The following is an 18,594-nucleotide window of genomic DNA, read 5'->3' on the forward strand; positions in this document are numbered from 1 at the left end:
TAAATTTAATTTTGGATCAAAAAATAATCAAAACTTTTAAAATCATATAGTTATGAAATCTTTGTGCAACAAAGCCTTTTTGCATGCAAATATGGCATTTAGAAAATTTTCGTTTATTGCTAAGATGGGCGGCAAGAAATTTAACCGATGAAGCAAGGAGCGAAAGCATGCTGATCATCCCTGCAATTGACCTGAAAGATGGAAAATGTGTCCGTTTAAAACAAGGTCGTATGGAAGACGATACCGTATTTTCTGATGATCCGGTGGCCACTGCACAGCATTGGGTCAATGAAGGTGCGCGTCGCTTGCATCTGGTCGACTTAAATGGTGCTTTTGCAGGTACCCCAATCCATAAACCGGTGGTCGAGGCCATTGCCAAAGCACAGCCAGACCTGCCAATTCAGATTGGTGGCGGTATTCGCTCGTTTGAAACCATTGAACACTACCTCGATGCAGGTGTGTCTTTTGTAATTATTGGCACCAAAGCCGTTCAAGAGCCGGAGTTTGTCGAAGAAGCCTGCAAAAAATTCGCTGGTCATATCATTGTCGGCATTGATGCCATGAATGGCATGGTCGCGACCGATGGCTGGGCCAACGTGACTGAAGTGAAAGCCACCGATCTGGCCAAACGTTTTGCCGATGCCGGTGTCTCCAGCATTGTGTATACCGATATTGCCCGTGACGGCATGATGCAAGGGGTAAACGTCGAACAGACTGTCAATCTGGCGCAATATTCCGGTTTACCAGTGATTGCTTCAGGCGGCGTAACCAATCTGGATGATGTCCGTAATTTAAAAGGCCAGCCGGGCATTTTAGGTGCGATTACCGGTCGTGCCATTTATGAAGGCAGCCTGAATTTGCGTGAAGCGCAATTGCTGCTCGATGAGCAAGCCCTCTAAGTGCTGCTATCAGAAAGAGGTCTTCGGGCCTCTTTTTTTATGCCCTCACCGGGTTGATGTCTTTTTTTGAATACTCGCTGATCTGCCATGTCTGATGCCCCTGTGAACCTTAAAACTACACTTAACAGCAAAGCGCCGCAACTGGCTCTGATCATGATTACCATGCTGTGGGGCGGTACCTTTGTGGCAGTCAAGCTGGCGCTGAATTATGCCAGCCCGATGTTTTTTGTCGGCTGCCGTTTTGCCGCCGCTGCACTGGCGGTCGCGCTGATTTCACTGCCGCATTTACGCGCTGTGCAAGCCAAAGAACTCTGGGCCGGTGCATTGATTGGGGCCAGCCTGACCGTTGGTTATGGTACGCAAACCGTGGGGCTGCAAACCATTAGCAGTAGTGAATCGGCATTTTTAACCGCATTATATGTGCCGCTGGTGCCGATCTTACTGTGGCTGCTGTTCCGGAAACGGCTGCATATCATGATCTGGCTGGGCGCTAGCTGTGCCTTTATCGGGCTGGTTTTACTGACCGGCAATGGTTTGGGGCAGCTACAGCTGAGTTTTGGTCAGCTGATTACCCTGCTCGGCGCCATTGCGATTGCACTGGAAATTATCCTGATCAGCCATTTTGCCGGACGGGTCAATCTGCAACGGGTCACGGTGATTCAACTGCTGTTCGCCTCCCTGTTTGCCTTTCTTGCCATGCCACTGGTCGGTGAGCAGCAACTACCACAATTTTCCTGGATGCTGCTGCTCTTGGCGGGCGGTTTAGGTCTGGCCAGTGCACTGGTTCAGCTGGTGATGAACTGGGCGCAGCGTGCAGTCAGCCCGGCACAGGCGGCAATTATTTATGCTGGCGAACCGGTATGGGCGTCGCTGTTTGGCCGTCTGGCCGGCGAGCGTTTACCGTTTATGGCTTTGGTCGGTGGTTTTCTGGTGGTGCTGGGCGTGATTATCAGTGAATGGAAACCAAAATTTCTGCGTCAGAAACAGCAGCACACCCCATCAGCGAGCGATCTTCCGGACTAAATTTCGGGAAGATCGGTCTGATGATTCAGATATTTAAGAATACATCGGCTCATTGTCATTCAGGCGCATAATACCGCGAATAGCCCGATAGACAATCCACAGCCAGGACAGGCCAATCACCGCCAGACAGAAGGCCGAAGCACCAAAAATCACCTGGGCAAAGCGGGTCGGATCTTCATCAATAAAGAAAATAAAAAAGAACGGTACAAAGGCCACAATATTCCAGAACAGATACCACCAGAAGCTGCGAATTTGCCAAGTAAAGTGGCTTTCAAAAATCGAACCGCGTACCGCGCCGCGTTTTACATAATTGATGATTAGCGCGACGATTGCTAGCAAGCCGGCACTAAAAATCGCCACGATATACAGAAGATACAGAATAAAAGTCAGACTACGATTCGGGTCACGGTCAATGGAAGTATTCATATTGTTGTCCTGCACTCCCCGCCCCGCTATGCTCAGAGCGTCAACAGATTAAAAGGAGAAATAAACCATAAAATCAAAAGAATGTTTAAGCCGATTGTACAAAAATAAATTTTACGAAAAGGTTGTTTTTGTGTTTTATGTCGCATTTTTTCCTGTGCCAGCCAGGCCGCCGGCCAGCCCCCCAGAGCCGAAACCAGATGCAGGCTCTGTTCCGGAATCCGGCGGTGACCGAGTTGGGCCGCTTCCTTGTCTTGTGCATACAGCCAATAGCTGAGTGCATTCATCAGGCTGATCAATAACAGCAGCAGGCCGTGCAATAAACCGGTCAGGGTCAGTACCGCCAGCACGAGAATATAGGCCACACACAGGATTTGCATGGCCGGACGTTTGGCCGCAGGACGCTGCCGCGGCTTGCTCACCACATCAGCACGCGGCTTGACCTGCGAGGCTTTTAAATACACCACCTGCTGGGCCCGATAGCGGCCGCGTTCATCTAGAATGACCTGATAATCCAGTGCACAACCGACAATCGGGCGCGGCCCCGGACGGGCAAAATCCTTGATATGCAAAAATACGCGGTCTTTGTCCGGATCATTGGGCTGAATAAAGCCATAGCCCTTGTCATCAAACCATTCAATTAACCGGCCCTGATCGCGCATTTCCCTACCCTTTATGTTTAAGCTGTGACGAACTTTAAGCGTTCAATCAACATATTACGCATCTCGAGCGGATTTTTCTGCAAAATTGCGTCACCGCTGCGTCCTTGCAAAGCATTTTTTTGTGCCACCTGTAAACGCATCATCCAGAAACGGCCAGCAGCCATTGCCAGATACAGCTCCAGACAGGCTTTTTCATCTTCGGTTAAAGGACGAATGCGGTCATAGGCTTTTAAAAAGGCCATGGCTTTGTCTTCATTCAGGCTGACCTGCGGATACTCAGTACAGAAGTCATTTAAGGTAATGGCAATATCAAACAGCCATTCATCCTGATTCAGCTCGTAAAAATCCAGAATGCCCTGCAGCTGATCGCCTTCAAACAGGGTATTATCGCGGAATAAATCAGAATGGATAAACCCTTTTGGACGGTCCGGATAAATGGCGGTAAGCGCTTCATACAGTCCCAGCAATTTGCTGAGCAGGACTTTATCTGCCTCGCTCAAGCTGGGTTTAATTTCCTGGGATACCGCCAGCCAGTACGCATGATCGCGGACAAAAGCGCGTTTTAAAGGAAAATCTTTTAAGGCCACATGCATTTTGGCCTGTGCCACGGCAATCGCTTCCACCTGGGCGATGCTGGTTGGCATTGGATGCTCGCCGATTAAACGCGGCGCAATCTGGGCCGGTTTATGTTTAATCGAGTGAATGGCCTTGCCGGCATAACTGAGCGGCACTGCCACAGCCAGACCTGCCTGACCCAAATGTTCCAGTACCGGCACCAGTTCACCGGCTGCCTGTTCATCCATGTCTTCAAACACGGTCAACACATAGTGTGTACCGTCCTGAGCCACCAAAAAGTAATTGGTATTTTGAATACCGCCTTGAATCGGAATCAGATCGACCACCTCAAGTCCATAAGGGGCTGCAAAATCCTGAACTTCCTTTAAAGTCAAAGGCGTATAAACCGACATAGAAAACCTGCGAAAAATCTTACATAAGTTTGATAGAATAGCGTGTCCATCTGCCAAGGTGTAGCGCTTGTGTGGGTGAGTTTCATAATCAGCTGAAATGACTGGAAAAAATTATGCTTGCTAAACGTATTATTCCTTGCCTAGACGTAGATAACGGCCGCGTGGTGAAAGGTGTGCAATTTCTGGATATTCGTGATGCAGGTGATCCGGTTGAAGTGGCGCGTCGTTATAACGAACAGGGCGCTGATGAAATCACCTTTTTAGATATTACCGCTACCCATCATGGCCGTGACACCACCTACCGTACCGTTGAGCGTATGGCAGAAACCGTGTTTGTTCCACTGACTGTGGGCGGCGGCGTGCGTAAGGTCGAAGATATCCGTTTATTGCTAAATGCCGGTGCCGACAAGGTCAGCATTAACTCGGCTGCGGTGTTTAATCCGGAATTTGTACAGGAAGCCTCACAACGTTTTGGCGCACAATGTATTGTGGTGGCGATTGATGCCAAAAAAACCGGCGACAACAAATGGGAAATTTTCACCCACGGTGGCCGCAAACCGACCGGGATTGATGCGATTGAATGGGCCGTGAAAATGGCCGATTACGGCGCGGGTGAACTGCTGATTACCTCTATGGATGCCGATGGCACCAAAGCCGGTTATGACTTAGCACTAATGCGGACCATTAATGACCACGTCAATATTCCAACCATTGCTTCTGGCGGTGTTGGCAATTTACAGCATCTGGCAGACGGGATTTTAAAAGGTGGCGCCGATGCAGTTCTGGCGGCCTCAATTTTCCACTTTGGTCAGCACACCATTCCGGAAGCCAAGCAATACTTGGCGGCACAAGGTATTGAAATGCGCCTTTAAGCCCGCTGGCTCAAAAATTTCAGAACTGAAAAAGAGTGTAGTCATACACTCTTTTTTTATGCGGCAAAGCAAAACAAATAAAAAATGAAGATAAAAAAAAGGAGTCCTGAAGACTCCCTATAAACCAAGAATTGCTACAGCGCTTGGCATTAAAACGTACATATTTCAACAGAATCACCTTCGATGTAGGCAGAAGTTCTGCCGCTATCTTCAGCTTCTTTACTATAGAAAACTTCCCTGAACAGATATTGACCATCAACGCCAATTTTATTGACAATTCACGACAACAGCTTACAAAGCAGTTGTTTTCAATCAGTTTTATTTGATCTCTATCACATAATTGATCCAGTATTATTGTTCCGCGAATATACTGACTTTGGGCCAATCAACGATGAATTTGCTCAGCAGATAAACAACCCTCTCATTAACTGGCTTTAGGTAGTGGCTCAAGATCTGGGGATGGCTTTTCATTCCGGTCGACCCATTTGGCCGGGAAGAATTTTTCCGCGCCGCGGTTTAACAGTGCTGACAGCGGCTGTGGCAAGGCAATCCCGAGCGGATTCTGCTCCTGCAAATCGGGTGAAGATATAACCCGGGTGCCCAGAATATAGTCAAACCAGGGCTTGGTCACACACCAATTGGCATCCTGATTGCTGTTCATATGATGGTCATAGTGCCAGGGAATTTTTGTTCTGGCCCACTCTGGCTCCAAATGGGCACGGCGGTGAATATAGTAATAATTCAGGGCGCTATACATGCTGCCGGCCATCATGCCTTTGGAAATCGGGAAAAAGACCAGCCCAAACACACCCGCGGCGGCGGCCAGCGAAATAATCTCGTTTTTATTGCGCCAGTGCGACCAGCCAATCACATAGCTTTCATCATTAAACTGATTTTTCCGCACCTCACGATGATGCTCCCAATGCGAACGCATACTGCGTGGCACCGGACTGTGACGCGGCTGCCCCGGCCGATGGGTACCATGTAATACATATTTATGTGCCACCCATTCAAAGGCATTGGCCACCAATAAACCTGCAATAAATCCTTTTAACATGCTCCAGTCCTCCTGTGCTTTTCCTTCACTATAAGCGTCGGCACAGGCTAGATATTGACGGAAAAATTGAATATGATTGACAAATCACGACAAGAATAAAATGACAAGCTATGCAACGGATAAAGGATTATACCGGCTCGATTTATGGTGGCTTGGCCCAATTGTTGTACGACTTTTATCAAGCACAACAGCTGCCGGTTCCAGAAAAATTACAGCAGGTTCAACATCAGGAACGTTTTGATTATATTCTCTGGCGCGACTTGCTGACCGAACTGGAACAGCAGCTACAGCGTCCGGCGTTGGGACTGGAAATTGCCGCACTGGTGCAGCCCAAACATCTGGGCATTATTGCCTATATTGCCCTGTCCTGTGACAATCTGGGCGAAGCGTTGCAACGCTATCATGACTTTCACCGGCTGGTCTACGACGGCAGTCCGTTACAGGTGGAAGTGCAAGGTAATTATCTCTCCATTCGCTGGGCTGACCTGCCGCCAACCATGACCACGCAACTGACCAATGAAATTGCCATTGCGCTGATGGTGGAGTTCCTGAAACATTTTATGGAGTTTCAGGATATTTGCCTGCATGAAGTACATTTCCAGAATCCGGCGCCACGGCATGTGGCGCTGTATGAGCAGTATTTTCATTGCAAGGTACGTTTTTCCCAGGAAAAAACCCAGGTGCTGATGCCATTGCAGGAACTGTCGAAACCCTTTTATCAGGGAGATCAGACCTTACAGCATTTATTGCTTCAACAGGCCAAGGCACTGCTGGAAAAACTGCCAAACTCCACCCAGATTGATCACCGTTTACAGCAAGCGATTCTGACCGGTTTACAACGCAATATGTACCAGATTGAGCATATTGCCCAACAGCTGAATTTGTCAGTACGGCAGCTACAACGGCATTTACAGCAGCAAGGCACCACCTATCAGCAACGGATTCAGGAAGTGCGCTGCTTACTGGCCGAACAATATTTAAAAGATCCACATTTAAGCCTACAGGAAATTGCCCTGCTGCTCGGCTATTCGGAACAGAGTGCCTTTCAGCGTGCCTTTAAACAATGGACCCAACACACTCCACAGCAATGGCGTCAGAACAACTTAATCAATCTTTCATCTTTTTAGTTTAATTTGAAGCGTTTGACATCCTCTCCGACCTAAAGGGCGAGGTTTTACGGCTAAAGGGAATAAAGTGGTTGGCAAGAAAGACTAATCTTGCTGCACGCCCGACAAGCTCACTTCGGTGGGCTTTTTTATATTTTAAATGAACAGTTTATTAGTTAGAGCGTAAAAACCCTGTCCTCTAAGACAGGAAGAATGTCAAAGAAAAGGATTTTCGATTTCCCGTACTTCGGTACGCTGGACTTTTTCAGGCAGATTTGGCTCTTTTTCCAGAGCCGCAACCACCTCATTCAGCAGTGCCTGCAAGGCTTTAGCCGCAGCCAGACCCGCCTGGTCCTTGGTGAGCTGTAAATTGCCATAGACATTCACGCAGTCCAGATCATTCTCGACAGTCAGATCATGAATGGCATGAGATTCTGTCCCATGTTGAAACGGTTTAAACATACCCACCTCGGCCGTAATGCTTGTTGTTGTGGCAGGATCAATTGCCATCCTGCCGTTTATATGTGCTGATCAGCTTTTATTCATTAACTGTAAGATATAGTGCAACAAGGCCTCAATCAACTGCTTAATGATGGCATCCTGGGTATCGGCATCCAAGGTTGTACCACTGGCAGTGGCCGTGCTACCTCCCGATTTAAACTGACGCTGTAAGGCCTGTAGCTGCTCCGGGGCAACATCTTCAGCACACTGGCTTTCTGCATCCCAATGCGAATATTCCAGTGGTTTATTGGCTTTTACCGCGTTGGCGGTCAGCGGCAATTTATAGGTATTGCGTTTTTGCTCTTCGGTCAGCTGTGGAAACAGGTTAATGCCTAACTGTTCTTCTAAATAACAGACGCTGACCACCTTGACCTGCAGGGAATTGTCATTCGGTGCATAGTAGGCACCAATTGCGCCAGTTTTAGGTAAGTAAATGGCTTTATACACCGAGGTCGGGACAATTACCCCATTACCAATCGCTTTCAGTTTTTTGCCACTAAAAGTCGGCCCGGTGATGACATACACATCCTGTTTATGCTTGGTCACCAGCGCACGGGTGGCTTCTTCCAGTTCACGCCAGACCTGCTGATTATTCTTCGGCGCTTGCGGCACCATATTGGCCAGCGAGAAACTGTCGTATTGCGCCGCTTTATTGGACATATCCGCATTTGGGGCCATATGTCCGCGGTCATAACCTGAACCACGATAATCCGCCAAGGTCGCGCGGTGCTGCTCTTTCACCCGCTCTTCTTCATGGAAACTGTCTTCACGGGGAATTTTCTGGCTTAAACGCGCCGGGGTCAGACTTTCAGCCACCCACAGCGGGGTTTTGGACACGCCGGAATACATCACATTAAAACCATTAAAGCACAGCGGATAACTGTCTTTGCGCAGGCTGTCTTTAATTAAATACGGCGGCACATCACGGTAAAATTGTTCCAGACAGGCACTATTCGAAGTGCTTGGTGTCAAGGACATCCACTGGCTGATTTTTTCCTGTCCAAAGGCAATCGCGAAACTGCCAGCGGCCACCACACCTAAAACAACTTTTAAACTTCCTTGATGAAAAAAGGGAAAGAGAGGCGGATTTGTACTGCGCTTTTTTCTGGCCATTACACTGCTAAAAACTATAAGAATCACATATTGGCCGAGCTTAACAAGGGGTCTGCAGCTTGTATATGTTCTGGCTGTTGTTCGCTTAACAATTAGACAATAAACCGCTGTACAGGCGGCGACTGTGTAACAGTCTGTCAGAGTTTTAACGCAGTTTATGATAAGTCTGGATGGCTTTCAGTGTGCTGCGTTGCGTCAGGCCAGTGTTATATGCCAAGGTAGTTCACGAAAAAATCGTGTGATAAAAATTTGATGGAGGAATCTATGTATTCCAAATTACTGGGTGCCGGCCTGATTACCGGTTTAATGAGTGCAACTGCCTTTGCCGAACCCCCCATTCAACCGGGTGATACCTTGGAAAGCTTGTCGAAAGCCAAAGTGGTAACCACGGTCAATGGTCAGCCGGGTTCATTGCAGGATATCGTGGCCAGCGGTCAGGTGCGCATTGTCTCTGAAGCCAATCCGCAAGTGGTTCAGCCGATGCCGACCAATCCACAGCTGGATGTGATTCCGGCAGATGCACCCGCCCAGGCGCCAGGCCATGATGCCCCGGCACAAGCGGTTGCACCCGATGCATCAGCGCTGACCTCACAACCGGTACCGGCTGGCCAGTCAACTGATCCGTTGGCCCAGGGCGCACAGCCTATTACTGAACCACCCGCAGCAGAGTTGACTGCACCTGCAGCGGAAGCCGCCCAGAATGCAGCGCCCATGATGGACTCCTCAGCTGAAGCGCCGGTGAATGGTATAGAAGCCGAAACCGATGTTACCCAGGAAGCCTTAGCCGCTGCACCAGAAGCAGCACCAATGGCAGACCCTGCTATTCAGGCCGCACCTGAAGCTGGCGCCGAGCAAATGCAAGCGCCTGTTCAAGCCTTACCTGAAGCCCCAAGCCTGAATGAAGCCAATTAAAGACCTGTTTTAGGCTTTTATCCTCCAAAAAAAACCAGAGCTATGCTCTGGTTTTTTTATTGCAGTTGCGTTGAGACCACGCCGTTGCATCAGATCTGGATTTGACTGCCCAGCTCCACAACCCGGTTGGTCGGAATCTGGTAGAAGTCACTGACCGGACTGGTATTGCGCTGCATCGAAATAAACAGCTTTTCCCGCCACGGTGCCATGCCTTCGCCGACTGTGCTGATAATGCGTTCACGTGAAATAAAGAAGCTCATTTGCATCATGTCGAATTCAAAGCCCAATTCATCATAGGCCTGCTTTAACGCGCGCGGAATATTCGGCTGATCTTTAAAACCGTAATAGATAAAAATCCGGTAAAAACGTTCATCTAGCCGTTCAATCTGCACCCGCTCTTCTTGCGGCACATACGGAATATCGCGCGTCACCACCGTCACCATAATATTGCGCTCATGCAACACCTTATTGTGCTTGATGTTATGCAGCATCGCATGTGGCACGATATTCGGCGTACCAGTCAAGAATACCGCTTCGCCCGGCACAAATTTGGTGTCATTGCCCATGCTGATACTTTTAATAAACAGCTCAATCGGCAAGGCATCTTTTTCCAGATGATGAATCAGCAAGGCACGGCCATCTTTCCAGGTCATCAGGAGGGTAAATACAATGGCACCAATTAAAATTGGTACCCAGCCACCGGCGACAATTTTCAGTGAGGTTGAACCGACAAAAATCAGATCCAGAATTAAAAAAGGCAGTGCAAACAGCAGCACTTTCCACACCGGCCAGCGCCAGAAACCATAGGCCAGAATGGAAATTAAAATGGTGCCGCAGAGCATGGTCATGGTCACCGCTACGCCATAGGCACTGGCCAGATTGGCACTGTTTTCAAACAGCAGAATCAGAATCACCACCGATACAAACAGTACCCAGTTAATGAACGGCAAATAAATCTGGCCCTGTTCCACTTCTGAGGTATGTTTGACCGATAAACGCGGCAAATAACGCAGCTGAATAGCCTGATTGACCATCGAAAATACACCGGTAATTACCGCCTGTGAGGCAATCACCGCCGCAGCCGTGGCCAGCGCAATCATCGGATACAGACCCCAGTCCGGCACCAGCAGATAGAAAGGATTGGTAATCGCATCCGGATCACGCAGCAACAAGGCGCCCTGTCCGGCGTAATTCAATAACAGACATGGCAGCACAATCACAAACCAGGCCATCCGGATCGGCAAGCGGCCAAAATGCCCCATATCGGCATAAATCGCTTCACCACCGGTCATGGTCAAAATGACTGCGCCCATGGTTAAAAAGGCCACATAAGGCTGTTCCAGCACAAAGTTAATGGCCCAGTGCGGACTAACCATCGCCAGCACATACGGCGTCTGGATAATACTCCACAGCCCCACCCCACCAATCGACAGGAACCAGAGCAGGGTCAACGGCCCAAAGAAGGTGCCCATGATGCCGGTACCATGACGCTGCACCAGAAACAGTCCGGCCAGAATCCCGATAGATAAGGGAATCAGCCACTGGTTAAACATCGGGGTGGCAATACTCAGCCCTTCAATCGCCGACAGCACCGAAATGGCCGGGGTAATAATCCCATCACCAAAAAACAGCGATGCACCAATAAAGCCCAGTGCAATCAGGTAGATTTTCTTCTGTTCAGAAATACGGGTGGTACGCAGGTTTAAGGCCAGCAGCGACATGATTCCGCCTTCACCGTTGTTGTCTGCGCGCATGATGATGGTGACGTATTTAAAGCTGATGGTCAGCATCATGCACCAGAAGATCAGCGATAAAATCCCCAGAACACTGCCTTCAGAAATGGCCAGATGTGCGGTCAGGAAACATTGACGCAAGGCATAGAGTGGACTCGTTCCAATGTCACCAAAAACTACGCCCAGTGCCGCGAGGGTAATCACAGGCAGGGCGGCTTTTTTTGCAGTACTTTGCATAGAATGTCTTCATGGATAGACCGTATTTTTGCGCATAATAGCACCAGCCCAAAAGTTTTTCCGCAAATCAATTGTTTCAGCTTGGCAGAGTGACTTTTTTTGGGTATTATCCACGGCCTATGGTGAGGTGTCCGAGTGGCTGAAGGAGCACGCCTGGAAAGTGTGTATACGTTGACGCGTATCGAGGGTTCGAATCCCTCTCTCACCGCCAGAATGTTTAAAAAGACTCAAATTGTAAAATTTGGGTCTTTTTTTATGCTTCGACTTTTCTGCTTTTTCAAAATTATTCAGTTCCAGACAGTGAAATTATCTGATTGTTTCTGGATTAGATTTTAAAATAACAACAGTACTTTTATTTTTTTGAATTTAAAAACTTGAGCCTGAATACATCCGCTAAGTTTTAAATTCATCAGCTTTTGAATTTAAATTTATAGTTGAAAAAGCAGAGCATCTATCGCATCTGCTTCCCTAAAATTTAAATGGATGGTCAAGTTTTTAACACAGATAAAATAGGAAACCTGAGATAGACTTTTTCTATCAAATTCAAAACTATATTGATAAATTCATTGACTTGTAGCGCTTATTTTTCCAGCACCATCTCAGGCTTTGCTGAAAATAGCATCAATTTTTCTGACTCCCCGTTCATCTCTTGGGTTGTTAAGCATGATCTTCGGGTTATGCCATCCTGCCGCATATATGTGAAAGTTACAGCCTGCCACAGTTCCAACCTGTTTTTAAACCACAGATGTCAACAAAAAGTCATCATCTCATGCTAAAACAGTAAAAAGTGGCATAGAATTCGCAAGCTTTACAGCAGCAAGCATTGTGCTATGTTAAACACAGACCTAAACAGAACAAGGAGAACAATAGGCAAAATAAACAACTGTTTAAAACTATTAACTTAAAAAATATTCTTCATTTAATCGTGCCAAAAAAGATGTTTAAAGCCAATCAGTCAAAAAACTGCTATTCGGGAGCGAGCATGAATAACAGCGCAAATTATGTCAAACAAATTAAAAATGCCAAACGTGGTGGTTATACCCCCACCATCGCCAAAGACCTCAATCGACATAAAATTCAAAAAGCCCTTAAACTTATTGAGCAGTGGAGATCTCTCGCCAACGAACTCAAACCACAAATGCAACTCGATATGGCTTTTACCCTTGAAGAATGTGCACAAGATTTAGACCGTATTTTAAGGAGCAAGTAGCACGCCTCTGCGGCACTTAAACTTCATTGATTTTAAATTCAAAACAATAGCTCGCCTGAACGTGAGCTATTGTTGTCTTGAGCAGAAACTTGCCTCTTCCACGATGTTTAAGCGCGAAAACAAGAGCTGGATAAAAATAAAACAGCGCCTGTCGCCTACTTTTAATTGCTTATTTTTTCGCTTGCGCCCGAATTAAAAATCTGTAAAATGCAACTCCACAATGCCGGCATAGCTCAGTTGGTAGAGCAACTGACTTGTAATCAGTAGGTCCACAGTTCGAATCCGTGTGCCGGCACCATTTTCTTAGGCTCGCTATTTTAGTGGGCCTTTGTTGTTTTTATGACGCTATTTTTTCTGCTTTATTGCTTGTGTGCGGTCACTTGCACATATCTCACCCAGCCATCTTTATATAAACGTCGGCACAGCTTTGCGGTCATGGCAATCTTGATCCGGTCCAGGCTAGAACTGTGCTGCGGCCAGTGCAGCTGCTGGATATATTCGGCAAATCCGTTTAACACTGGTGCAGATAAATCTTCAATCTGAATCTGGGTAAAACCGCGTTCCTGCAAACACTGCTCCAGTTGTGCTGCGGTTTTCAGTTCCGGCAACGACACATCCGCCGCCTTTAATAAAGCGCGATAAGAATGCTGTTGTAATGTATTTGATTTTAAAAACTGCGGTGACAATATCAGGGTGTGAAAACCCAGACGGCCTTTTGAATTTAAAACCGGTTGCACGGCATCCAGAAATGAATTCAAAGCATGATGATAGGCCGCATCAATACACAGCACCACATCAAACGGCGCCAGAGGCATGAGATTTTTTAAATTTAAAAAAGACTGCGCATAAATTGGCAGCTCTAGCCAGCGCGCTTGAATCTGCTCGACACAGGTCGTTTGCAGTTCAACGGCGGTAATATTTGAGAGTTGATAATGCTGTTGCCAGTGCAACAGGCTGGCGCCCTGTCCACAGCCTAAATCGAGCAGCCGATCTGTGGATTGCAACTGAACGGCTTCGGCCAAATGATCGGCCAGCTGCTGGCACGCCGCCGGATAGTCCTGTGCAGATGAGTGCCAGTAGCCCAGATTGCTCCAGGGCAACTCGGCAGGATCTCCCAAAAGCGCTGCATTGATTGCATATTTATGGGAAGGAGCCTGTCGAAAAATTGCCTGAAGCCAGCGCATAGATTAATAGCCGAGTTGGGGAGCAACCTCTACTTTAGGTTTTAAGCCCACAAACGGCAACGGTGCACCAAAAATTTCTGCAATATGCATGGCTGAAGTCACGGCTGATTCTAAAATTGGCAAGCCGTCACATGACCATGAACCACAGAAGAACACCTTGCGATCAGCGACTTTATGACGCTGTTGCAATTCTTTGTTCAGCGCCACGGTTTTTGAATCCACCACCGCACGGGTCAGGGTGACAGAAGAAATGACTTTCTTCGGATCAATAGGCGTGACCGGACGCCAGGTCTGGAACACCGGCGTTTTACCGACCAGCGATGGCTCAATCGAGTTTAGCCAGACAGTAAATTGCTGACGGGTAAACTTGCGGTCCATCATATAGCTCAGTACCGACCAGTCTTTGCGTTTTGGCGGCATCACTGTGCTATCGGTATGAATCACCAGTTCGCCCTGTTCAAACTTGAACTGCTTTAACAAGGCAATATCTTCGGCAAACTGTTCACGATCGAGGAAGTTCTCGATATTGGTAGTTGGGGTGGCCACCACCACACGGTCAAATACCGCAGTTTCGCCTTCGGCATTTTTGACATAGACCTGATCATCTTGCTGGCTAATATGGGTGATGGGTGAACCACTCTTGATATGAATACCTTCAATCAGCTTATTCACCAGCGCCGGAGTGCCACCCTGAATACGCAACAGCGCATCACCATCGGTCAATTGACGCAAGAAGGTCAACAGCGGCTTCGCTGGCCATTCGCCAATGGTTTTCGGGTTACAGGTACAGATGGTGTACAACACCGGCATTACCGCGCCATGCCAGAACACTTCTTCAATTTCATTCTGGTTGATGAACTCAGCCAGGGTAATGTCCTGATTCTTCGACCGGAAGAATTTGGCAATTGCCGTTTTTAACTGCAACATGCCTTTAACCAGACGCCAGCCGTATTGCTGCAAGCCTTTACGGTTATTGATAATCGGGAAATTCCCGATACGCGTACGCGAGGTGGTTAACCAGGTTTCGGTCCGGTCTTCAAATAACCAGCTACAGGCCATATAGGTCCGTACCGGGAAGGTCGGAATACCCAGATAGGTGGCTAAACTGAGTGTGTTTTTCCACAAATGCGGATTCATGACCCGCAGCGGTGCGTCAATTAAACCGCCTTCAAACTCAGTACTGTGGCTGTCCATTCCACGTCCAGGCAGAGCTTCAAAAATTGTAATGTTATGCCCTGCATCTTTAAGAATTCTTGCGGTAGCTAGCCCAGCCATGCCACTACCGATGACTGCAATATCCAAAACGTCTTATCCGTTAATGAAAACATTGACCGAAATTATGAACCATGCCTTGCCAAAATGAGCTATTAAAAACTACCAGATTCACCCTTTTTACAAAGTGTAATAAAGTTCTAAAATGCCACTTCTGTTACATTTTTTAACGTATTTCCAAGCTCCGTGTAAATATAAGAAATACCTAAAATTTTATTTATTAATTTTTAAAAATCATTTAAAAACAATAGATATAAATTAACCAGTTTTAGAATAGTTGTTTTACAAAGCGCGTGCTTTCCGCTAGTATACGCCCCACACAAGAATGACAACCACATCACATAAAACCATTACAGATAATGATACAAATGAGATAAAACAAGAAACTTAACAGCGCAATAACAAGAAAGCCTCTGATTTTTATCAGAGGCTTTTTTCTTTTCGCAGCAGGATCGCTGAATGCTTAGCTTTGCGGCGGAATTTGGCCAAACTTACCAGAATGAAAGTCCTCAAAGGCCTGAATAATTTCCTGTTTGCTGTTCATCACAAAAGGACCATGGCCTTGAATTGGCTCATTTAATGGCTCACCGGTCAGAATTAAAAACTGTGTTTCCTGCTGCGCCTGCAACTGAATGGTCGGCTCGGCATCGCGGGCAAACATCACGATAGAACTGTCCTGCACCTGTTGATTGCCATTCACCAGCAGCTCGCCTTTTAGCACCACCAGCAGGACATTGTGAGTCACCGGGACATGCACAAAGGTTTGCGCATCTTTATGCAAGCTACCATCCCAGACATTGACCGGACTAAAGGTCTGTGCCGGCCCGGTGTGACCTAAATAGTTCCCGGCAATCACCCGGAGGTGTCCGGCGGCATCGTCCAGTTCAATCCGGGGAATATCGGCAGCGGCAATGGCCTGATAACGCGGCGTGGTCATTTTGTCTTTGGCTGGCAAATTGACCCAGAGCTGGACCATTTCAAACAGTCCACCGGCTTCGGCAAAATCGGCAGAATGAAACTCTTCATGCACCACGCCGGCACCGGCTGTCATCCACTGCACATCACCCGTCTGAATGGTGCCCCCGCCACCGGCCGAATCTTGATGGGTGACGGCGCCCTGATAGGCCAGAGTCACGGTTTCAAAGCCACGATGCGGATGTGAACCCACACCACGCTGCGCTGTCGTTGCCTCAAACGGATAAGGCGCAGCATAGTCGAGCATTAAAAACGGGCTGATGGCCTGACCTAAACGGTCATAAGCAAACAGGTTCTGTACCGGAAAACCATCACCGACCCAGTGCATGTTTTTGTTTCGATATAAACCAATTATTTTTTTCATACTGTCCTGCGCCTGCAAGGAGAATTGATCGTTTCATGTTAAGCCTTTGTAGTGCGGCCAGCTAGCGCAAATCTGGCATACTGCATTGCAAGAATAGAATCATCCGGGCGTATCCGGATTCTGCTGGTTTCTGTTTCAACAGACAAAAAAAATCCAGAACCGGAGTTCTGGATTTTCATCAGAAGATGAATACAACTGGATTAGATTTTACCGACCAGGTCGATTGACGGTGCAAGCGTTGCTTCACCTTCTTTCCATTTTGCCGGGCAAACTTCACCTGGGTGTGCATGAACATATTGCGCTGCTTTGACTTTACGTAGCAGTTCCTGGGCATCACGGCCGATACCGCCAGCGTTAATTTCAACAATCTGGATGGTACCTTCTGGGTCAATTACGAAGGTCCCACGGTCAGCCAGACCTTCAGCTTCAATTAACACTTCAAAGTTTTTTGCCAGAGTCCAGGTCGGATCACCAATCAGTGGATACTGGATTTTACCAATCACGTCTGAAGTATCGTGCCAGGCTTTATGGGTGAAGTGGGTATCAGTGGATACGCCATAAATTTCAACGCCCATTTTCTGGAATTCAGCATAATGATCAGCCAGATCGCCTAATTCGGTTGGACAGACAAAGGTAAAGTCTGCAGGATAGAAAAATACCACCGACCATTTACCGATCATGTCCTGCTCAGACACTTCAATGAATTGACCATTCTGGTAAGCAGTAGCGTTAAAGGCTTTCACTTGGGTATTGATTAAACTCATTTTGTATTCCTCAGTGCGTTGTGGGGATTGCTTATCTTGTGAAGCTAGAATACAAAACTGAGGTAAATCGGTAAAACAGTACTTTTTTATAAAAATAATCGGAAATACAGATTTAAATATTCTATCTCCATTGAAGTTTTTATCGTTTTCTTCAATTGATCGATCCTACTTTTCACACAGGCAATAAAAAACCCTTTGCCAAAACAAAGGGTTTTTATCAATTTCTGCTTTAGATGATGACCTTAGAACGGTAAGTCATCATCCAAATCTGCCGGTGCAGGCGTTGCAGCAGGAGCTGGTTTCGGTTGCTGATAACCGCCCTGGTTGCCATAGCCACCACCAGCATTATTGTTGTTAAAACCACCTTGAGCTTGCGGCGCATAGCCACCCTGGTTGTTATTGCTATAACCACCGCCCTGGTTATTGTTAAAACGTGGCTGGCTAAAACCATTATCGCCCTGCTCACCTTGCTGACGACCAGAGTCCAGCATCTGCATTTGCTCGCCACGAATTTCTGTGGTGTAGCGTTCCTGACCATTCTGATCGGTCCACTGACGGGTACGCAGCGAACCTTCAATATAGACTTTTGAACCTTTGCGTAAGTATTGCTGCGCGATTTCACCTAAACGGTTATGCAGCACAATACGGTGCCATTCGGTTTGCTCTTTACGCTCACCGGTGGTTTTATCGGTCCACGCATCACTGGTGGCAATGGAAAATTGAGTAAGCGAGCCACCATTCGGGAAAGTTTTTGTTTCTGGATCTCGACCTAAAGTACCAACTAAAATAACTTTGCTCACTAATCTTTACTATAATTATTTTTTAATTTTTTTATATCAATTAATTAAAGTAATTTTTTATATTTTAACTCTATTTATATTTCTGTAACAATAAGAGACTATTTTTTAAGCACATAACTCATTTTTTGCCAAATCATCTTGTTACAAAAAAACTATTAGATAGTTACAAGGTAAGCGTCCGCTGAACCCCATGCCTATTTTTTAATTTGAGTTGGATTTCCAGCGATGTGGTAGTAATTCTTCTATTTGGGTCGCTTTATGCGTCGGCAGCCTTTTCAGCACATCACTGAAATAGGCATACCATGACAAATGTGTTTCACTTCGTTATTGAATCCGTCATTGATTATACTGCATGATCTCATCAACCATATTTATCGATAATTTTGGCCAATGAATCGACTCATTCCAAGAAAGCTCCAGCCAATTCCATTGATCTTTATATTTTTCGATGAGTTCGATTGACCACGGTAAGGATGTATTTCTAGAAAGCTCCGCCCGCCAATCCCATTGATCTTTATT

18 protein-coding genes, 2 tRNA genes and 2 pseudogenes are annotated in these 18,594 nt (G+C 47.0%); 8 read left to right on the top strand and 14 right to left on the bottom strand.

Going from position 1 to position 18,594, the window contains the following annotated elements; translation table 11 throughout:
* The first annotated feature begins 167 nt into the window (after positions 1-167).
* On the top strand, positions 168-899 hold the full coding sequence (hisA, locus tag ACPEPR_RS01670; protein WP_075167328.1) for a 1-(5-phosphoribosyl)-5-[(5-phosphoribosylamino)methylideneamino]imidazole-4-carboxamide isomerase: 732 nt from the start codon (positions 168-170) through the stop codon (positions 897-899).
* An 87-nt stretch (positions 900-986) separates the two neighbouring features.
* Positions 987-1,922 carry a DMT family transporter gene (locus ACPEPR_RS01675; protein ID WP_005180595.1) on the top strand — a complete coding sequence of 312 codons (936 nt, stop codon included), beginning with the start codon at positions 987-989 and terminating at the stop codon, positions 1,920-1,922.
* Positions 1,923-1,955: 33 nt separating this feature from the next.
* Here the strand turns inward: ACPEPR_RS01675 and ACPEPR_RS01680 are convergent, their stop codons facing one another.
* From ACPEPR_RS01680 to ACPEPR_RS01690, 3 genes are read right to left on the bottom strand one after another with little or no spacing between them, the layout of a single operon-like run.
* The gene (locus tag ACPEPR_RS01680; RefSeq protein WP_045795233.1) at positions 1,956-2,348 is read right to left on the bottom strand and encodes a DUF4870 family protein; all 393 of its coding nucleotides are present in this window, start codon (positions 2,346-2,348) and stop codon (positions 1,956-1,958) included.
* Positions 2,349-2,380: 32 nt separating this feature from the next.
* Entirely contained in the window at positions 2,381-3,007 is a 627-nt protein-coding gene (locus ACPEPR_RS01685; RefSeq protein WP_005180601.1) for a DUF1294 domain-containing protein, read from the bottom strand.
* A gap of 17 nt (positions 3,008-3,024) precedes the next feature.
* A complete protein-coding gene (locus ACPEPR_RS01690; RefSeq protein ID WP_423561853.1) occupies positions 3,025-3,975 on the bottom strand; it encodes a homoserine kinase in 951 nt (316 codons plus the stop codon).
* Between the two features lie 110 nt (positions 3,976-4,085).
* On the opposite strand from ACPEPR_RS01690, the gene hisF reads away from it, so the two are divergent.
* Complete coding sequence (gene hisF / locus ACPEPR_RS01695; RefSeq protein WP_317306787.1) at positions 4,086-4,847, top strand: imidazole glycerol phosphate synthase subunit HisF; 762 nt, start codon at positions 4,086-4,088, stop codon at positions 4,845-4,847.
* A gap of 424 nt (positions 4,848-5,271) precedes the next feature.
* Here the strand turns inward: hisF and ACPEPR_RS01700 are convergent, their stop codons facing one another.
* Positions 5,272-5,904: a hypothetical protein gene (locus ACPEPR_RS01700; protein ID WP_075175519.1), complete on the bottom strand. Its 633-nt coding sequence runs from the start codon at positions 5,902-5,904 to the stop codon at positions 5,272-5,274.
* A 110-nt stretch (positions 5,905-6,014) separates the two neighbouring features.
* Here ACPEPR_RS01700 and ACPEPR_RS01705 point away from each other — a divergent pair, with 110 nt between their 5' ends.
* The gene (locus ACPEPR_RS01705; protein ID WP_005180609.1) at positions 6,015-7,031 is read left to right on the top strand and encodes an AraC family transcriptional regulator; all 1,017 of its coding nucleotides are present in this window, start codon (positions 6,015-6,017) and stop codon (positions 7,029-7,031) included.
* 195 nt (positions 7,032-7,226) lie between these two features.
* Here ACPEPR_RS01705 and ACPEPR_RS01710 read toward each other — a convergent pair whose 3' ends face one another.
* Both ACPEPR_RS01710 and ACPEPR_RS01715 read right to left on the bottom strand, forming a co-directional pair.
* Complete coding sequence (locus ACPEPR_RS01710; protein ID WP_005180612.1) at positions 7,227-7,472, bottom strand: hypothetical protein; 246 nt, start codon at positions 7,470-7,472, stop codon at positions 7,227-7,229.
* A gap of 69 nt (positions 7,473-7,541) precedes the next feature.
* Positions 7,542-8,624: a DNA/RNA non-specific endonuclease gene (locus ACPEPR_RS01715; protein WP_104483901.1), complete on the bottom strand. Its 1,083-nt coding sequence runs from the start codon at positions 8,622-8,624 to the stop codon at positions 7,542-7,544.
* A gap of 264 nt (positions 8,625-8,888) precedes the next feature.
* On the opposite strand from ACPEPR_RS01715, the gene ACPEPR_RS01720 reads away from it, so the two are divergent.
* Positions 8,889-9,536, top strand: coding sequence for a hypothetical protein (locus tag ACPEPR_RS01720; protein ID WP_160255422.1), 648 nt, complete (start codon positions 8,889-8,891; stop codon positions 9,534-9,536).
* Between the two features lie 89 nt (positions 9,537-9,625).
* On the opposite strand, the gene ACPEPR_RS01725 is transcribed toward ACPEPR_RS01720, so the two are convergent.
* A complete protein-coding gene (locus tag ACPEPR_RS01725) occupies positions 9,626-11,506 on the bottom strand; it encodes a potassium transporter Kup (protein ID WP_104490119.1) in 1,881 nt (626 codons plus the stop codon).
* 121 nt (positions 11,507-11,627) lie between these two features.
* On the opposite strand from ACPEPR_RS01725, the gene ACPEPR_RS01730 reads away from it, so the two are divergent.
* From ACPEPR_RS01730 to ACPEPR_RS01740, 3 genes are all read left to right on the top strand, one after another.
* Positions 11,628-11,717, top strand: a tRNA-Ser gene (locus ACPEPR_RS01730).
* Positions 11,718-12,488: 771 nt separating this feature from the next.
* Positions 12,489-12,716 carry a hypothetical protein gene (locus tag ACPEPR_RS01735; protein WP_005180651.1) on the top strand — a complete coding sequence of 76 codons (228 nt, stop codon included), beginning with the start codon at positions 12,489-12,491 and terminating at the stop codon, positions 12,714-12,716.
* A gap of 222 nt (positions 12,717-12,938) precedes the next feature.
* Positions 12,939-13,014: transfer RNA gene (locus tag ACPEPR_RS01740), tRNA-Thr, on the top strand.
* A 61-nt stretch (positions 13,015-13,075) separates the two neighbouring features.
* On the opposite strand, the gene ACPEPR_RS01745 is transcribed toward ACPEPR_RS01740, so the two are convergent.
* The 7 genes and pseudogenes from ACPEPR_RS01745 to ACPEPR_RS01775 form a co-directional block, all read right to left on the bottom strand.
* Positions 13,076-13,900: a methyltransferase domain-containing protein gene (locus ACPEPR_RS01745; protein WP_168384324.1), complete on the bottom strand. Its 825-nt coding sequence runs from the start codon at positions 13,898-13,900 to the stop codon at positions 13,076-13,078.
* Between the two features lie 3 nt (positions 13,901-13,903).
* Positions 13,904-15,202 (bottom strand): FAD-dependent oxidoreductase, encoded by a 1,299-nt coding sequence (locus ACPEPR_RS01750; protein WP_034598019.1) that lies wholly within the window; start codon positions 15,200-15,202, stop codon positions 13,904-13,906.
* 433 nt (positions 15,203-15,635) lie between these two features.
* Positions 15,636-16,511 carry a pirin family protein gene (locus ACPEPR_RS01755; protein ID WP_180036822.1) on the bottom strand — a complete coding sequence of 292 codons (876 nt, stop codon included), beginning with the start codon at positions 16,509-16,511 and terminating at the stop codon, positions 15,636-15,638.
* 200 nt (positions 16,512-16,711) lie between these two features.
* Positions 16,712-17,275, bottom strand: coding sequence for an alkyl hydroperoxide reductase subunit C (gene ahpC, locus ACPEPR_RS01760; protein WP_005180661.1), 564 nt, complete (start codon positions 17,273-17,275; stop codon positions 16,712-16,714).
* A gap of 242 nt (positions 17,276-17,517) precedes the next feature.
* A complete protein-coding gene (ssb, locus tag ACPEPR_RS01765; RefSeq protein ID WP_423561854.1) occupies positions 17,518-18,075 on the bottom strand; it encodes a single-stranded DNA-binding protein in 558 nt (185 codons plus the stop codon).
* A 201-nt stretch (positions 18,076-18,276) separates the two neighbouring features.
* Positions 18,277-18,375: pseudogene (locus ACPEPR_RS01770) on the bottom strand (transposase domain-containing protein); the annotation flags it as partial.
* Positions 18,376-18,411: 36 nt separating this feature from the next.
* A pseudogene (locus ACPEPR_RS01775) lies at positions 18,412-18,594 on the bottom strand (hypothetical protein); the annotation flags it as partial.

The sequence above is a fragment of the Acinetobacter sp. AND/436 genome (genome assembly GCF_049546925.1).
In the GTDB taxonomy this organism is placed as follows: domain Bacteria; phylum Pseudomonadota; class Gammaproteobacteria; order Pseudomonadales; family Moraxellaceae; genus Acinetobacter; species Acinetobacter indicus.

What these genes read in the sequence shown, in the direction of transcription:
- ACPEPR_RS01735 (WP_005180651.1), top strand. Translation starts at nt 12,489, where the DNA reads ATGAATAACAGCGCAAATTATGTCAAACAAATTAAAAATGCCAAACGT.
- ACPEPR_RS01715 (WP_104483901.1), bottom strand. Translation starts at nt 8,624, where the DNA reads ATGGCCAGAAAAAAGCGCAGTACAAATCCGCCTCTCTTTCCCTTTTTT.
- ACPEPR_RS01700 (WP_075175519.1), bottom strand. Translation starts at nt 5,904, where the DNA reads ATGTTAAAAGGATTTATTGCAGGTTTATTGGTGGCCAATGCCTTTGAA.
- hisA (WP_075167328.1), top strand. Translation starts at nt 168, where the DNA reads ATGCTGATCATCCCTGCAATTGACCTGAAAGATGGAAAATGTGTCCGT.
- ACPEPR_RS01755 (WP_180036822.1), bottom strand. Translation starts at nt 16,511, where the DNA reads ATGAAAAAAATAATTGGTTTATATCGAAACAAAAACATGCACTGGGTC.
- ACPEPR_RS01725 (WP_104490119.1), bottom strand. Translation starts at nt 11,506, where the DNA reads ATGCAAAGTACTGCAAAAAAAGCCGCCCTGCCTGTGATTACCCTCGCG.
- ACPEPR_RS01680 (WP_045795233.1), bottom strand. Translation starts at nt 2,348, where the DNA reads ATGAATACTTCCATTGACCGTGACCCGAATCGTAGTCTGACTTTTATT.
- ACPEPR_RS01675 (WP_005180595.1), top strand. Translation starts at nt 987, where the DNA reads ATGTCTGATGCCCCTGTGAACCTTAAAACTACACTTAACAGCAAAGCG.
- ACPEPR_RS01745 (WP_168384324.1), bottom strand. Translation starts at nt 13,900, where the DNA reads ATGCGCTGGCTTCAGGCAATTTTTCGACAGGCTCCTTCCCATAAATAT.
- ACPEPR_RS01685 (WP_005180601.1), bottom strand. Translation starts at nt 3,007, where the DNA reads ATGCGCGATCAGGGCCGGTTAATTGAATGGTTTGATGACAAGGGCTAT.
- ahpC (WP_005180661.1), bottom strand. Translation starts at nt 17,275, where the DNA reads ATGAGTTTAATCAATACCCAAGTGAAAGCCTTTAACGCTACTGCTTAC.
- ACPEPR_RS01710 (WP_005180612.1), bottom strand. Translation starts at nt 7,472, where the DNA reads ATGTTTAAACCGTTTCAACATGGGACAGAATCTCATGCCATTCATGAT.
- ACPEPR_RS01720 (WP_160255422.1), top strand. Translation starts at nt 8,889, where the DNA reads ATGTATTCCAAATTACTGGGTGCCGGCCTGATTACCGGTTTAATGAGT.
- ACPEPR_RS01705 (WP_005180609.1), top strand. Translation starts at nt 6,015, where the DNA reads ATGCAACGGATAAAGGATTATACCGGCTCGATTTATGGTGGCTTGGCC.
- ACPEPR_RS01690 (WP_423561853.1), bottom strand. Translation starts at nt 3,975, where the DNA reads ATGTCGGTTTATACGCCTTTGACTTTAAAGGAAGTTCAGGATTTTGCA.